Consider the following 16102-nt stretch of genomic DNA (forward strand, 5'->3'; position numbering starts at 1 on the left):
AAAAATCAATATAATTTTGAAAGCGCTCTAATATAGAGGGGAGAGGATTAAAAAACGTAGCGAGCTAGCTGAACTAATGAATTTGTTAAGGAGCGAAAATATTTCATTGGTTAGAATAAAACAAGCTTAAATAAACGTTACAGGCTGAAGTATGTATGGAATATTCTAAATAACTATCATTAACTGGGATAAAGGCCCATAAACTCGTTGTATTTAAGTATCAAATTTGGAGGTATGAACGGAAAATGAAGGAACTTTTACAAAAAAGCTGGCCAAATGAAGTTTCTAAAACACTTGTCTATCGCTTAGGGGAAAAACCTCTCCATGAATACCTCAAGCAAAACGCCATCGAGAAACCGAACAGGACTGCCTATTCATTTTATGGGCGGGATATTTCATGGAAGGAGCTTGGGGAATCTGTCGATATATTTGCTCAATTTTTAGCGGATCAAGGAGTAGAAAAAGGGGACCGGATTGCATTATTTATGCAAAATTGTCCTCAATACATTATCGCCCATTACGGGGTTCAGCGCTTGGGAGGTATCGTCGTTCCCTTAAATCCTATGTACAAAGAATCCGAACTTGAGTATTTGCTCAATGAGGTGGAGGTAAAGGGCGTGGTTACAGGTGGTGAGCTACAAGCTTTGATTAAAGCCATCCGTCCGAAAACTCCGTCGATTGAGTTTGTTGTGTCGACCCATTATGCCGATTACCTCCCAGATCAGCCGACATTACCCCTGCCAGAGGAATTAACAAGGCAAAAGCAGAAATTGGAAGATTCTTTTGATTTTATCGAAGTGCTTAAAGGCTGCGAACCATATGCAGACAAAGTCGAGATTGATTTGTGGAATGATATCGGGCTGATGGTGTTTACATCCGGGACGACAGGAAGACCAAAAGCGGCGATGCTGCCGTTTGGGAGTGCGCTATTTAAAACGGCTGCCACGATCCATGCCAATCAATTTGATCTAACCGGACGTTTCCTTACGATTGCCCCACTTTGTCACATTGCAGGAATGGTAATGGGCGTGAATATCCCCGTCTATACAGGCGGTGAGTGCATCCTGTTAACCCGGTTTGATCCATTTACTACGGTTGAAGCCATTGAAAAATATAAGGTCGCCAATTGGTACAGTATTGCCCCCATGAATGTAGCGATATTAAATTTACCAGGAATTAAAAAGCGAGATTTATCTTCTTTAAAAAGAAATTCTTCTACTAGTTTTGGAATCCCAGTGTCTGAGCAATTGGCGAGCCAATGGAAGGAAGTAACGAAAGGCTGTATGATGCATGAAGCCTCCTATGGCTTAAGTGAGACACATACATGCGATACATTTATGCCGCTCGATCAAATCAAGTGGGGAAGCTGCGGCATTCCAACATTTGATACCGAGTTGAAAATAATAGACTTTGAGAAAGGTCAACCAGTTGGTCCAGGTGAAAAAGGTGAAATTCTTCTTAGAAATCCGGGGGTTTTTAAGGGATATCTAAATAGGCCTGATGCGACGGCGGAAACGCTACGAGACGGTTGGGTTCACACTGGGGATATCGGTAGTCTGGATGAGGATGGCTATTTATATTTTCACGGCAGAATTAAAGAAATGATTAAGAGTTCAGGCTTTAGTGTGTTCCCAGAGGATGTTGAAGCACTGCTAAATGAGCATCCTGGCATCCTTCAAAGTGCTGTCATCGGTGTCCCAGATCCTATTAGAGGTGAGTGTGTGAAGGCATTCATTGTGTTAAAGCCAGCGTTTAAGGGCAAGATTTCGGAATCTGAGATGATTCTTTGGGCTAAAGAAAAAATGGCTGCTTACAAGTATCCGAGATTTGTAGAATTCCTTGACGCACTGCCAGCAACCAGTTCCGGTAAAGTGTTAAGAAGGCTTCTTAAAGAACCGCAAGAAAAGGACGTGAGAAAGTGATTGAACAAGAAAAGAATGTGGTTCAAGAAGCAGTAGATGATTTATTGCGAAGAAAAGAGCGGGCCAGGTTAAATGGTGGAGAGGAAAAAATTAAGCGCCAGCATGAGGCTGGTTTTCATACAGCCAGAGAAAGGATTGACCTGCTGGTTGATCCCGATTCGTTTTTAGAAATCGGGATGCTCAATCATTCTGACATGGTTGGGTCGGAAGAAAAAAGTGCTGGTGATGGACTCATCGCCGGACTTGCGAAAGTGGATGGGAGACCCATTGCTGTTCAAGCTGGTGATAAAACCGTATTTGCTGGAACGGAAGGTGCTGTCCATATGCGTAAAGCCGTTTCCATCCATCAATATGCACTAAAACGCGGGCTGCCCATGTTTTACCTGCATGAAGGAGGCGGTCTAAGGATGCCGGATGGCATGGGTTCTGATGGAATTAGCGATAAACTTTTTCCAAATGAAATGTTAACCCATTCTAGGCAGGTTCCTTCTATTACGAGTATTCTTGGTGATAGCTTTGGAGGGCCGACCTGGACGGCTGTCTCATCTGATTTTGTCACTCAGTTAAAAGGGACATGCATGGCTGTTGCTGGACCAAGAATGATTGAAATGGCTACCGGGCAGCAAGTCTCTACCGAAGTACTGGGAGGTTGGAAGGTCCATGCCCATCAAACGGGGCAAGCAGATGCTTTTGGTGAGTCTGAGGAAGAATGCATTGCACAAATGAAGGAATATTTCAGTTACATGCCGCTAAATGCGACAGAGGAGCCGCCGTATAAGGAAATGGGTGATGATCCCTATCGTAGGGTAGATCGGGTTTTGGATATTTTACCAAATAAAATGAACCGCGCTTACGATATGAAGAAAATCATTGCTGAACTCGTCGATAACGGGCGGTTTTTTGAATATAAGGCGCTTTATGGTGCCGCTCTCATCACCGTTTTTGCCAGAATGAATGGCAGAACGGTTGGGATTATTGCCAATCAGCCAATCAAATATGCTGGGGCAGCTGGCGTTCAAGAATGTGAAAAAGCGACAGATTTTATTTGTCTTTGTGACTCATTCCATATTCCAATGATTTTCCTACATGATACTCCTGGTTTCCGAATTAGTAATGAAGCCGAGAAAATGAAGATTCCTTCAAAAATTATGGTATGGAATCAAGCGCTGGCTCAATCTACGGTTCCTAAAATATCGGTAGTCATTCGTAAAAGTGTGGGAGCAGCCTATGGAAATATGTGTGGTCCCACCATGGGAGCAGATTTTGTGGTGGCCTGGCCAACAGCAGAAATTAATTTTACGGGACCGGAAGTGGGAATTAATGTTGTCTATGGCCGTCAGCTGCAAGGGTTGGAAAATGCCAAGGAAGTTCGGCAAGAGCTGCTTGAAAAGTGGGCATTTGATAGTTCACCATATAAAGCGGCTGCAAAGCATCTTATTGATGATGTGATTGACCCGAGGGATACACGTAAATTCCTTTGTAAAACGTTAGAATTTGCCGTCATAAAAAATGGATCGAAAAGTGAACGGAGACTAGCGAATTGGCCTACAGGATTTTAATGTTGAAAGGTAATGCCGGGTCAGACGCGAAGTTCAACGAATTATTCCCGTCAACAACAACAGGTAAAAAAGTTACTTTAGTTCAATATATTAAAAAGCGAAGGAAAATTATTTTCTTCGCTTTTTTGTACTATGTATTCTCTTATCATTGTTTAAAAAGAATAACTGGAAATGACTATAATTAGAGCCAAAACCGACATGTCAAAGAGCCATCTTTATTTCAATTTTACCATATTGATATGTAAAAAATGGAGGGAGAAGGCAAGACTTTTTTCTATGAACCAACCTTCTTATTCATCGAAATGTTCATCCTGTTGTTTTGTTCGTAAATAATAAATATAAATGGTTGGTAATAAGCCACAAACAAATAGGATGCCTCCTATCAATCCACCATCAGTTATAGTAAACCCATCAGTTAATGATACAAAAAATCCAACAACTATAGAAATAATGATTAATATAATGAGCGACATACTAAGAGTCCTTTTCGGGGATTTGTAATTTTCCTCATGGTCCACACTAATACTCATCGATAGATAAGCAGAAACAACTGTCGTAATCATGAAGACGAGCCATAATGGATTCTCTCTCATTCCATCTAATCCTTTAGTTACCAAGTCATATCCTAATATTCCAAGAATACCTAATGTTTGAATAATAAATGCGATGCGGATGTTTTTTAAATTTTGCAGAACTAAACGTTCATCTTTAATTTTTTTCACTCTTCTCGCTCCTTTTCTATCCAAAATAGTTCATCTAATGTTTTATTAACGCTATAACAAATATCAAGACATAGCTTTAATGTTGGATTATATTTTCCTTTTTCAATCAAACTAATCGTTTGGCGTGTAACACCTATCTTTTCTGCCAATTGTTGCTGTGTTAAATTTATTTGAATGCGAGCAACCTTTACTTTATTTTCCAAATGTTGTAATCCCTCCTCGGATTAATTGTAACATATATATTGCAAAATTCAATATATATGTTACATTTGATATGCAAACTGCTTTCATCCAAACTGTAGATTGGTAATTAGTATCTATAATCGCAAAAGATTTTAAAATATTCTTTCAATTTAAAAAATAATCTGATATGATAGGTTTAATTACAGCAATACTTCAATATATTTTAATGAGAGTATAATTTTTAACGTATAACTTCAAAGGAGTTTATTATGGATGAAATTTATAAAAAGATTAAGGAAATTCGATTACAGAGAGGGTATACCTTGAAAGATTTGAGCGAAAAAACAGATTTATCGATTAGTTTCATCTCACAGGTCGAAAGAGGGGCAACATCATTAGCCATTACCTCACTTAAAAAAATTGCGGACGCTTTAAATGTAAATATAACAGAATTTTTCGAAGATGATAAACCAAATGAGCATTATGTCGTAAAGGCGAATGAGCAAAGGCCATTTCAAATAAAAGGCTCAGAGTTTACGTATGTGAGATTAGGTGGGCAATTTAATGGAAGATCATTGGAGCCATTATTAGTTACTCTAGCACCAAATCAAACACAAACGCAGGAGTTTGGTCATTCCGGTGAGGAGTTTTACTATGTCGTGAAAGGAATCGTCATTTTCAATGTTGATGGAAATGAATATATGATTCGTGAAGGAGATTCCATCCACTTTCCTTCTACTCTTCCTCATACACTTGAAAATCCACTTAATGAGGAATCTGTTTTATTGTCGGTACTTACACCAGTGATTTTCTAGCTCGTAAAAATATAAACATTTTAGAAAGGTGGAGTAAGATGAGAGTTGCTACAGATATAGGCGGGACATTTACTGATTTAGTATATGTCAACGATAAGGGTGAAATTGGGGTGGCAAAAAGCCATACCACACCACCTTATTTTGAACAGGGAGTTATGGACGTTATTGAAAAAAGCAGGATTGATCAGGCGGCCATTGAAACTTTTATTCATGGAACAACGGTCATCATCAATGCTCTTACAGAAAGAAAAGGTGTAAAAACTGGTTTGATTACGACGAAGGGCTTTCGTGATACTTTGGAGATTGCGAGAGGAAATCGACCAGATTTATTTAATGTCCGTTATCAAAAGCCTGTACCATTTGTTGATCGATATTTACGTCGGGAAGTAGAAGAAAGACTGAACTACAAAGGAGAAGTTCTTACTCCTTTAAATAAAGAACAATTAAAAGAAGTTATTTTTTATTTAAAGAAAGAAAAGGTAGAAGCCATTGCTGTTGCCTACCTTCACTCATACGTCAATCCAGTTCATGAAATCGAAACGGTAGAATTGATTAATGAACTTTGGCCTGAGGTTGCTGTTACGGCTTCCTATGAAGTGACAAAGGAGTGGAGGGAATACGAACGTACAAGCACCACTGTCTTAAACTCCTATGTGAAACCCATCGCTGCCTCCTATGTGAATCGCCTACACACGAAATTACTAGAAAATAAGACGGATAGTCAAAATTATATTATGCAATCAAATGGGGGAACAACCACCTTTCATAGTGCAAAGCAGACCCCGATTAATATGGTGGAATCAGGTCCAGTCGCAGGCATTTACGGTGCGGCTGTATTAGGTGAGATTATCGGTGAAGAAAATATCATAGCCTTTGACATTGGAGGAACGACTGCAAAATGTTCTCTGATTAATCAAGGAAAAGTAAAGGTATCTACCGATTATTTTATTGAAAAGACGGAACGAAATGCTGGATATCCGATCAAGGTGCCAGTAGTGGATATTGTTGAAATCGGAAACGGTGGTGGATCGATTGCTTGGATTGATGGTGCTGGCTCTCTAAAGGTGGGTCCTCAATCAGCTGGGGCATTACCAGGCCCTGTTGCCTATGGACAAGGCGGAACTGAACCAACCACTACCGATGCCAATCTTCTAACAGGTCGACTTTCTCCTGAGAATTTTGATTATGAAGTAGATCTAGAAAAAGTAAGAACGTCCATAAAGGAAAAAGTCGCAGATTGTTTTGGCTTGTCAGTTGAAGAGGCAGCATTGGGTATTATTCGAATTGCCAATTCCAATATGCTGAATGCATTAAAGCTTATTTCCATCCGTAAAGGCCATAATCCACGGGAATTTTCCTTACTAGCCTTCGGTGGTGGCGGATCAATGCATGCACCTGCTTTAGCGAAAGAATTAGGGGTAAAGAAGGTGATTGTGCCAGTTGCTTCCTCTGTTTTCTCGGCATGGGGAATGCTGATGACCGACCTACGTCATGACTACATCCAGACCTATATTAGACGCTTGAATCAGCTCGATCTACCAGAGTTGAATAAAGAATGGTGCTCCCTAGAGACACAAGCCTTCAAGCAATTTAAAGAGGAAGGCATGGAGAAAGGAAAAGTTTTGTTTACTAGATTTGCAGATATCCGTTATCTTGGACAGGAACATACAGTGAAGGTGCCAGTCCAGAACGGTGAATGGACAGAGGAAACGGTCTCTGAGGTTATTAAGAGGTTTGGGGATCTACATGAGCAGCATTATACATTTAAGCTAGAGGGTACACCGGCGGAAATTGTCAATCTGCATTTAACGGCATTTGGAAAGGTTGTCAAGCCAACCATGAAGAAGCTGGAATCAGGAAGTAGTCATGCGGAGGATGCTCTAAAGCAAACTCGTCCTGTTTATTATGAAGAGCATGGCTGGATGGATACAAACGTCTATGATCGTTTGTTACTAGGAAAGGATGCACGAATTTCAGGACCAGCTATTATTGAGGAATCCTCTGCATCCACAGTTCTATATCCTAGTCAGACTTTATCAGTAGATGAATATGGCAATATTATCATTGACACGGGGGTGGAGTGAAAATGATCCAACATGTTCAAACAAAGATAGATCCTTTCACACTTGAGATTGTAAAAGATTCATTGATAGCGATTGGGGACGAAATGTTTATTGCCTTAGCGAAAACCTCGATGAGTCCGATTATCTATGAGGTCCTTGACTATGCAAGTGGTCTTCTTGATTCCAAGGGTCAGCTATTAACACAGGGAAATGGTGTAACCGGTTTTATCGGGATGCTGTCAGATATGGTAAAACAAACGCTGAAAAAATTTGGAGACGGCCAAATTAAACCAGGAGACATTATCATTATTAATGATTCCTATGCTGGCGGTGGCTCTCATCTGTCTGATGTAGGACTCGTAATGCCTATATTTTATCAAGGTGAGCTGGTCGCTTTCTCTGCCAATAAAGCGCACTGGACTGAGGTTGGCGGAAAAGATCCAGGTTCATTTAGCAACGATGCAACAGAGATTTTCCAAGAAGGCTTACAATTCCCATGTGTGAAACTTTTCAACGAAGGAACGATGAACGAAGCAATTATTGACATTATTGAAGCGAATGTCCGTTTCCCTGAATTATCCTTGGGAGATATGTGGGCACAGGTAGCTGCGTTAAAAACGGGAGAAAAGCGTGTCATCGAGCTGTATGAAAAGCATGGAAAAGATACTGTATTTTCATCAGTGGAATACTTATTGGACCATGGTGAACAGTTGGCCCGTCAAGAGCTATGTAAGCTTCCAAAAGGCACATTTGAAGCAGAAAGCTTCATTGATGATGATGGCTTTGGTAATGGACCATTTAAGGTAAAGGTTAAGGTCACCATCACAAACGATAAATTTATCGCTGACTTCAGGGGCAGTCATCCACAGGTGCCTGGCCCAATAAACTGTTCCTATACTGCTCTAGTTTCGGCCGTTCGTGCAATTTTCTTAGCGATTACCAATCCGTCACAGGATGCAAATGATGGCGTATTCCGACCACTAGAGATCATTACGGATAAAGGCTCGGTTCTATCAGCTGAACGCCCAGCACCTGTATCCATCTATTGGGAAAGTATGCTAGCGGGTGCGGATTTAATATGGAAGGCGCTTGCACCAATTATGCCACATCGTTTATCAGCTGGTCATCTGCTATCTGTCTGCTCCGTCGTCCTTTCAGGAACGCATCCAGACACGAAAGAACCTTTCTTGATTGTAGAACCTTCTGTTGGTGGCTGGGGTGCAGCTGAAGGACAGGATGGAGCAAGAGGACAATTCTGTATTGGTGACGGTGAAACCTATAACGTACCTGTAGAAGTGGCAGAAACACGTTATGGAGTATTAGTTGACGAATATAGTCTCCATACAGATGGTGCAGGAGCCGGAGAATATATAGGTGGAGCAGGGGTTGTGCGCTCATACAGAGCCTTATCTGATCAGCAAATGGCTTCCGTCACCTTCGGCCGTCATAAATTTTTACCGTGGGGCATTAATAGAGGGAAGGATGGATCTGCCAACCATTTCTATGTTGAAAAAGCAAATGGAGAGGTGGATGGTCCATACGGTATTTATGCTAGATACCCGCTAAATACTGGAGATGTTGTGAAACTTGTTACGGCGACTGGCGGGGGTTACGGTGATCCATTCAAGCGTCCAGTTGAGAAAGTGGCAAAGGATGCTCGAAATGGCTATATCTCTATTAAACAAGCAAAAGAAGACTTTGGCGTACTTGTGAACCCTGAAACTTTTGCGGTTGAAGGCTTCGCGAAAGAAAGGAAACAGAAGGGGGAATAGCAGATGGAAATAGTAAATGTTAATACTTTAACTGCGGATGAGAATACTGCCGTATCACTAAAAACTATTTTTTCACAGGAGATGGTAAATGGGAATCTGAAGGTAGGTGCGGTTACGATCCCGCCAGGAAAAAGGGTTCCGTTATCAGGGCTATCGAAGCATAAAGAAAATGAATATTCCATCATCGTGAAGGGTTCGATTGTGACGGAGACCAAAGGGAAAACGTATCGTGTCTCAAGCGGGGAGGCAACCTTTATCCCAGCAGGTCAGGAACATATTGCCTATAATGATCGCGATGTAAATTGTGAAATTGTTTGGGTGCTGGTAGGATAATTGAGCGGTAGGGAGCCTTGCTAAAGGTAAGGCTTCTTTTATAGTTATAATTTACTGAATATTCTAATTAAATTTATGGCAAGAGGGGGATATATTGGGATGGAAGATGTATCTATGAGAAAAGGCGGGGCAAAGGATGAGGCTCTTGCGGCAGTACCACTTAATGAAAGGCAGCATTGGATATCACCGGCAGTTATCTTCGGAGGACTTGAATTCACTATCCCTGTACTAATGGTGGGGGCATCCTTAGCAGCAAGCTTTGGATTAGGAAAAATTTTCTGGATCTTAGCGGTGGCTCTATTTATTTTTCAATGGATTGGTAATGCCATTCAAGGGTATATTGGTGCAAAGTCAGGACGCTCTTCTTCAGTGATTGCACGGACCAGCTTTGGTTCAGTTCAGGCAAGGTTTATTGTCGGACTTACGATTTTTATTGTATCGATGGGCTGGTGGGCCTTACAAACTGCAGTTGCCGGGAATGCTATTTCTGCCATGTTTGGGATTGATTATAAAACACAATGGGTACCGTGGGCCATTGTGACAGTTATTGCTGGTCTTCTATTTGCATTACCATCGATTATTGGCTATTCCTCCATGAAATGGACGGATTATTTGGCGGTGCCAGCAGGCTTATTGTTGATTGTCGGTGGAATATTTTACGCTTTAAAAAATACTGGCTGGAATACGATTGCATCATGGAATCCAGAACCACAAATGACGCTTTTAGCTGCCATTAGCTTGGTCATAGGAATCAATGTTTCTCAGTGGGTAATCGCTTCTGACTACACTCGATACGCGAAACCGAAAGTTAAGGATAATGTTTTAATTCCTTTGGGTATTATTGCAGTAGGCCTTCCACTCTTTTATGTTGGTGCGATTATGTCCATAGGGGTCGGAGATGCCGATATTGTCAATGTTATGATGAATTTAGGCTTTCCCGTTTGGGGTTTTCTGATTTTATGGCTGGCTACTTGGACTAGTCAATTGGTCAATAATTATAGTATGGGCCTTGCATTAGCGAACATGCTCAATGTCAATTCAAACAAAGGTCGCGCGTTATTAACTTTAGCCGGTACACTGGTTTCGATTGTGATTGCTTTAGCTGGTATCCTTGACTATTTTACAGATTTTCTTTATATGACTGCGCTCATTTATCCTCCAATTGGTGGAATCATGATGACTGATTTTTTCCTTATTCGTAAACAACAATGGAAAGACAATAAAGGCTGGAATTGGATGGCAACAATCGCCCTTGTCGCTGGTACACTTATTGGCTATTATACACAATATGTACACTCCTTTGGCTTACCTGCCGTTCAGTCGATGATCTTTGCGGCTTTCGTTTATTACGTCGCTATGAAGATTAAAGCAAAAATTGCTCCCGATCAATTTACTGAAATCAGTAATGATGATGGATTCAGCAAAGGAAAAGAAATAAATATGCTTTGATTCGGATCTGAAATTGAAAGAGTACCAAGGCGACATGTCCTTGGTACTCTATTTGACTAGACCACCTTCAAATCTGAATTAAATGGTAAATCAATGATCAAATAGTAGTTGCTCTCCAAAAGAATATATAAAGAGTAATTTCTAGTAAAAATTTAAAGTTGTTCTCAATGGGGTAGGATTTTTAATAATAATATCGAAATTTATTATTACTATGATATTAATCTAGTATTAACTATTTTTAATTAACAAGTCGAGGGGAGAACAGGATCAATTGAAACTAGAAAATAGCATTCAGTATTATTGCTGTACAGAAGTAGAGGATCGGTTTATATACCAAGCCTTTCATACTGGCTTTTCTGATTATCTCATTAAAATGGATATTTCTGAGGATGTATTCCTCGCGAGGTTCTTTGGTCCGGAAGGGAATAGGAGAGAGAACTCCTTTATTGCCTTTGATCAGGATGAACCGGTAGGTGTCATTCTAGGAGGAATGAAGATTTATGAAGGTATCCAAACGATGAGATGCGGAACATTAGCGGTTCATCCAGAATACAGAGGAAAAGGAATCAGCCAGAGATTGTTTGAGCTTCACAAAGAAGAGGCTGTGAAACACGGTTGTAAGCAGTTATTTCTTGAAGTGATTGTCGGCAATGATCGGGCAATTCGTTTTTATGAAAAGCTTGGATATGTGAAAATCTATGACCTTGTCTACTATACCCATGGGGATTTATCACTGTTGCAGAAGCCTCACTCGGAGTTCATCATTAATCGAATCGATTTTGCAGAGTTCAAGCAAGCAGCAGGAAAGTCGGACTATCATATAAATTGGCAGAATGATCTCGCCTATATCGAAAAAACAAATAATACCTACTATTATAGTGCCATGATGCATGATTGCTTAATAGGATGTTTAGCGGTTTCAAAAACCGGAACGATACATTTTTTAATGGTCGATAAGAGAAAAAGAGTGAAGGGAGTAGGTACGCAGATTTTGCAGACAGCCGTTGAAGAGCTCAACCTTTCCAGAATTTCAGCAGGTTTTCCCAATAACAGTCTGCTTGAAGGATTTTTAAAGAAGAAAGGTTTTAAAAAGGGAGACCTGAAACAATTTGAAATGTACTTACTCCTTTAATTATGAAGAACTTCGGTTGTGATGGAAAAGCGATCTGTTTTGATCAATCTGAACCAGATATATGCAGCTATTAAAAGTTTAACAAATGTTAGATTAAGGAACAGTCGTATGAAGTCTCATCCAATCCCTTTCAAAGCAAACCACACTTGTAATGTTTCTGAATCGGAAAGATTGGAAAGTATTATACCTATATGTGTACCACTCGCATGAATAAGCGAAACGCTAGTTATGGATGAATGAATAGTAAAATCAGCCTCAAAAGTAATCAAATTTTCGCCTTGTCCAGTAGGATCAGTATTTATTCCATTAAAGTAGGTCACTTGCAGCCCATCTGGTGCTTCTTGAGAAAGTTTTACCCAGATATAACATTTTTCGAAGCTGTCTGTATTAAATACTACCGTAATAATTTGGTTTGGATCCAACATAATTGGTTGGTTCTCAACACCATTGGATGACGTTACTTGAAGATTGTTGCATACTCGTATGGGGTTACTCGTTGAACTTGAGAAAATTGGTTCGTCCATGTTAACTTTGCTAGTCCCATAGTTTACAAATTTGTTTGGCAATCCCTGATTAGCAGAATGATTGGGCTGTTCTTCCATTCAATAAACCTCCTATAAAGTAAAAACATAATACACCATATTAATACTCGTCTAGTAATGTATCCGCTTTTGCGGAGAGAACTTATTGAATGATTAGCTTTTTTTCATGATAATAAACTCCAATAAAGACTGCCTGGAACAGGACAGTTGAATGTATTGTTAAACTTCATTACCGATGCGTGATACGAAGCTCGCTTATTGAAAAAGCCTCCATGTAGATGGAGGCCAGCAGGCGTTAACCAGTTTCTAAAGTTGACAATGAGAGATTTGACCAAATACTACTTTAGTAGCCAACTTCAACCGAAGCTACAACGATGTACATCAAATCATTTTTATCTCCCTTTTCTTCAAGGACGATTCCACTGGTTGTCAGCATTCCACCATCCATTACCTCAACGGTGACTTTCCCAAATGGAATGGCTTCTTTTACGGCTGCAATATCCAGACTTTCTTTATCACAAGGAACGGCAAGCTTCACATTCACTCTCATATTGTCTAAACTGTTTTCAGGCAGCACCGAACGAATTCCAGGCATGGAATTAAAGTGAATTGCATTTTTTACAGCACGTATAGCAGCATGTGTAATATTTTGACCGTGGACATCAATTCCCATCCCGGTTTCAATAAACATTAATTTTTCCATTATTGTTTCAACTTCCTCTCCAAATTCTACTACCATCATAGTGTACCGCTTTTATGCCCATTTGTTAAATCGTTACCCCTTTTTTGCTCGTAACTAACCAACAGCGCACCTTTAACATCAATTAACAATGATTCTTAAAAATAAGTACAATCCTTCCCATTTTAAAAATAGTGGAAAAATAGTACCATTAATTTAGAAAAAAAGTGGGGAGGTTTAAAACCTACTCCCACAAATCTTCCATTACCTTCCTGATTTTTTCTCTTCGCTCATGCGTTCCCGTCACATCAATAGTAATTTGATCCTGATCCATCACCAACAGATCTCCAACCTTTGCTCCACTAGGAAGTCTGTTCCTCCTTATATCAAAAAACGTGCCATCTTCTTTTTCACAAACAACTAGATCTCCTTCAAATCGATCAATGATCAGCTTCACTTTACTCACTCCTTATTTCGGAATAAAAGATGTTTGTGTTTGATATTGTTTCCCATCAGCCTGAACTGTAATATCGATTTGCACCTCAAAACCCGCTGCCGCCAGGCTGATTCTGACCGGTAAGGTAGTTCCAACGGTCCCGGTATACGTGGTATCCTTGCTTTTATAGTGAAAAATAGCTGTAAACGGGGCACCTGACATACCGGCTACATCTAAATGAATCGTTTCGTATTGCTCAGGAGTCGGATTATCCACCGTTGCGTTTAGAGATGTGACGGCCGTTTGACTTGTTGTTGTTGCATGGGGTGTTTGTGTAGCTACTGGGTTAGCAGGAGTAACAGCCGCCTTGTTTTTCACCGTATTCTGTTCGATTTTGGCTGGATCAGTATTAAACGTGATCGTTGAACCATCACTTGTCGCAATAATCGTTCCTTGTTCATCCGTCCTGAAAACTTGAATATGATGTACCTGCATCTTTTGCAGCGTTTCAGCGGTTGGATGACCATATTGATTGTCTTTTCCTGCCGAAACAATCGCATATTTTGGTTGTACCTTTGTTAAGAAGGCTTCACCCGTTGATGTATTTGCGCCATGATGGCCTAGTTTCAGCACATCTGCTTGCAGGTTGGTGCCTGAAGCAATCATATCCTGCTCGGCCTCGACCGTGGCATCACCAGTAAACAGAAAACGATTTTCTCCATTTGTGACCTTTAATACGGCGCTGGAAGAATTCAGATCCTCACCGTAGCTGGTAACAGGTCCAACAAACTCCGCATCCACACCTGCTAACGCTAATGATACGCCGGCCTTTGCTTCCTTCAGTTTTAATCCTTCATTTTTAACAGCTAAGACGAAATCTTCAAATGTTTTCGTGGTATGGGTAACCTTAGGCATATATACCGCCTTGACATCCATATTTTGCAGGACGGTATCCAAACCACCAATATGGTCAGCATCAGGATGCGTCGCAATCATGACCTCTAAATCATCAACATGGTATTTCTTTAGATAGGCTACGACATCATCGCCTCGATCATTGTTCCCACCGTCAATTAATATGTCATCGCCATTGGGTGTCTTAATATAAATACTGTCACCTTGGCCGACATCTAAATAATAAACTTGCATCGTTCCGGCTGCATTGGAATTTGTTAGTTCTGCATCGGCAGTGATTCCTTTTTTGACTTGCTCACTTGACTCTTCCACTGGTGTTTTTTCCGTAGTTGCAGCCGTTTTTGCTGGCTCAGGCGTACTCTGACAGGCAGCTAAAGAGCTGGCGAGAAAGATACTGCTCACAATGCTTAATATTCTTTTTTTCACTTTACGACCCCTTAATCAGTATTCTTTTCAATATTGTCTAGTATGTTGAACTATTATTTATAAGTTTACTATATTTATTATAGTACTTTTTTGGCAAACTGAGTGAAGGAATGAATGTAAATTCGTGTTTGATATGGGATGGATTCATCTTTATTATAGTAATACGGATAAAGTAGAGCGGAAATCATTCCTTCAACTCTATTTTTCAGAAAGTTTAGATGAAACAGAGAAATAAATAGAATATATTTGAGAAACATGTCATGATTTAAATAAGCAATTGAAGTCAGCATATTTCTTCAAAGGGGAGAGACTTAGATGGAGCAAAAATACATAGAACTAAATTCGAAAACGATTGATAAGTGGGTGGAGGATGGTTGGTTATGGGGGCAGCCGATTAGTCATGCGATTTTTGAAAAAGCGAAACAGAATGATTGGTTTGTCCTACTAACCCCGACCCAACCCGTACCAAAAGAATGGTTTGGCGAAATCAAAGGTGCTGAAATCCTTGGCTTAGCTTCTGGCGGTGGTCAGCAAATGCCGATCTTTTCGGCATTAGGGGCAAACTGTACGGTATTGGATTATTCAGAAAAGCAATTAGAAAGTGAAAGAGAAGTAGCAAAACGAGAGAATTATGAGATCAACACAGTCAGGGCTGATATGACCAAGCCGTTACCATTCAAGGATGAATCGTTCGACTTGATTTTCCATCCCGTCTCCAATTGTTATGTAGAGGATGTTGTTCCAATTTGGAAAGAATGTTATCGGGTATTGAAAAAAGGAGGCATCCTCTTGGCCGGAGTAGATAACGGTTTTAATTATCTGTTTGATGAAGAAGAAACCACGCTCACCAATCAGTTGCCATTTAATCCATTGAAGGATCCCGAGCTATATGAAAAATCGCTAAAAAATGATTGGGGCATCCAGTTTTCCCATACGATTGAGGAACAAATTGGCGGACAATTACAGGCAGGCTTCATATTAACGGATATCTTCCAAGATACAAACGGTTCGGGTAAACTTCATGAATTCAATGTCCCTACTTTCTATGCGACAAGAGCGATAAAAAAGTAGCTGAGAGTGTGAAACAAATAATGGTTCGTGCCTATTTAGACTGTGAGGTATCTCATCTAGATAGGCATTTTTCTTTTGAAGGA

At 40.2% G+C, this 16102-nt stretch carries 15 protein-coding genes; 9 read left to right on the plus strand and 6 right to left on the minus strand.

What is annotated here, in order from left to right:
* The first annotated feature begins 245 nt into the window (after positions 1-245).
* The gene (locus tag TY15_RS00220) at positions 246-1922 is read left to right on the plus strand and encodes an AMP-binding protein (protein ID WP_040209106.1); all 1677 of its coding nucleotides are present in this window, start codon (positions 246-248) and stop codon (positions 1920-1922) included.
* The gene (locus TY15_RS00225; RefSeq protein WP_040209105.1) at positions 1919-3481 is read left to right on the plus strand and encodes an acyl-CoA carboxylase subunit beta; all 1563 of its coding nucleotides are present in this window, start codon (positions 1919-1921) and stop codon (positions 3479-3481) included. Before TY15_RS00220 ends, TY15_RS00225 begins: the two co-directional genes overlap by 4 nt.
* A gap of 290 nt (positions 3482-3771) precedes the next feature.
* Here TY15_RS00225 and TY15_RS00230 read toward each other — a convergent pair whose 3' ends face one another.
* Both TY15_RS00230 and TY15_RS00235 read right to left on the minus strand, forming a co-directional pair.
* Positions 3772-4203 carry a hypothetical protein gene (locus TY15_RS00230; protein ID WP_040209104.1) on the minus strand — a complete coding sequence of 144 codons (432 nt, stop codon included), beginning with the start codon at positions 4201-4203 and terminating at the stop codon, positions 3772-3774.
* On the minus strand, positions 4200-4406 hold the full coding sequence (locus tag TY15_RS00235) for a helix-turn-helix transcriptional regulator (protein WP_040209103.1): 207 nt from the start codon (positions 4404-4406) through the stop codon (positions 4200-4202). Before TY15_RS00235 ends, TY15_RS00230 begins: the two co-directional genes overlap by 4 nt.
* A 249-nt stretch (positions 4407-4655) precedes the next feature.
* Between TY15_RS00235 and TY15_RS00240 the strand changes: the two genes are divergently transcribed.
* The 6 genes from TY15_RS00240 (at position 4656) to TY15_RS00265 (ending at position 11950) form a co-directional block, all read left to right on the plus strand.
* On the plus strand, positions 4656-5201 hold the full coding sequence (locus tag TY15_RS00240) for a helix-turn-helix domain-containing protein (protein ID WP_040209102.1): 546 nt from the start codon (positions 4656-4658) through the stop codon (positions 5199-5201).
* Positions 5202-5239: 38 nt separating this feature from the next.
* Positions 5240-7285 (plus strand): hydantoinase/oxoprolinase family protein, encoded by a 2046-nt coding sequence (locus tag TY15_RS00245; RefSeq protein WP_040209101.1) that lies wholly within the window; start codon positions 5240-5242, stop codon positions 7283-7285.
* Between the two features lie 2 nt (positions 7286-7287).
* Positions 7288-9036, plus strand: a complete 1749-nt coding sequence (locus TY15_RS00250) for a hydantoinase B/oxoprolinase family protein (protein ID WP_040209100.1) — start codon at positions 7288-7290, stop codon at positions 9034-9036.
* 3 nt (positions 9037-9039) lie between these two features.
* The gene (locus TY15_RS00255; protein WP_040209099.1) at positions 9040-9369 is read left to right on the plus strand and encodes a cupin domain-containing protein; all 330 of its coding nucleotides are present in this window, start codon (positions 9040-9042) and stop codon (positions 9367-9369) included.
* A 99-nt stretch (positions 9370-9468) separates the two neighbouring features.
* Entirely contained in the window at positions 9469-10818 is a 1350-nt protein-coding gene (locus TY15_RS00260) for a purine-cytosine permease family protein (RefSeq protein ID WP_040209098.1), read from the plus strand.
* A 271-nt stretch (positions 10819-11089) separates the two neighbouring features.
* The gene (locus TY15_RS00265; protein ID WP_081799312.1) at positions 11090-11950 is read left to right on the plus strand and encodes a GNAT family N-acetyltransferase; all 861 of its coding nucleotides are present in this window, start codon (positions 11090-11092) and stop codon (positions 11948-11950) included.
* 116 nt (positions 11951-12066) lie between these two features.
* Here TY15_RS00265 and TY15_RS00270 read toward each other — a convergent pair whose 3' ends face one another.
* The 4 genes from TY15_RS00270 to TY15_RS00285 form a co-directional block, all read right to left on the minus strand.
* Positions 12067-12552 carry a hypothetical protein gene (locus TY15_RS00270; RefSeq protein WP_040209097.1) on the minus strand — a complete coding sequence of 162 codons (486 nt, stop codon included), beginning with the start codon at positions 12550-12552 and terminating at the stop codon, positions 12067-12069.
* A gap of 283 nt (positions 12553-12835) precedes the next feature.
* Positions 12836-13195 (minus strand): Lin0512 family protein, encoded by a 360-nt coding sequence (locus TY15_RS00275; protein ID WP_040209461.1) that lies wholly within the window; start codon positions 13193-13195, stop codon positions 12836-12838.
* Between the two features lie 220 nt (positions 13196-13415).
* Complete coding sequence (locus TY15_RS00280) at positions 13416-13628, minus strand: DUF3006 domain-containing protein (protein ID WP_040209096.1); 213 nt, start codon at positions 13626-13628, stop codon at positions 13416-13418.
* A 12-nt stretch (positions 13629-13640) separates the two neighbouring features.
* Positions 13641-14948, minus strand: coding sequence for a ComEC/Rec2 family competence protein (locus TY15_RS00285; RefSeq protein WP_040209095.1), 1308 nt, complete (start codon positions 14946-14948; stop codon positions 13641-13643).
* A gap of 315 nt (positions 14949-15263) precedes the next feature.
* On the opposite strand from TY15_RS00285, the gene TY15_RS00290 reads away from it, so the two are divergent.
* The gene (locus tag TY15_RS00290) at positions 15264-16019 is read left to right on the plus strand and encodes a class I SAM-dependent methyltransferase (RefSeq protein WP_040209094.1); all 756 of its coding nucleotides are present in this window, start codon (positions 15264-15266) and stop codon (positions 16017-16019) included.
* Positions 16020-16102: the final 83 nt, after the last annotated feature.

Origin of the sequence: Neobacillus jeddahensis (genome assembly GCF_000612625.1) — a bacterium.
GTDB classification, from domain to species: domain Bacteria; phylum Bacillota; class Bacilli; order Bacillales; family Cytobacillaceae; genus Neobacillus; species Neobacillus jeddahensis.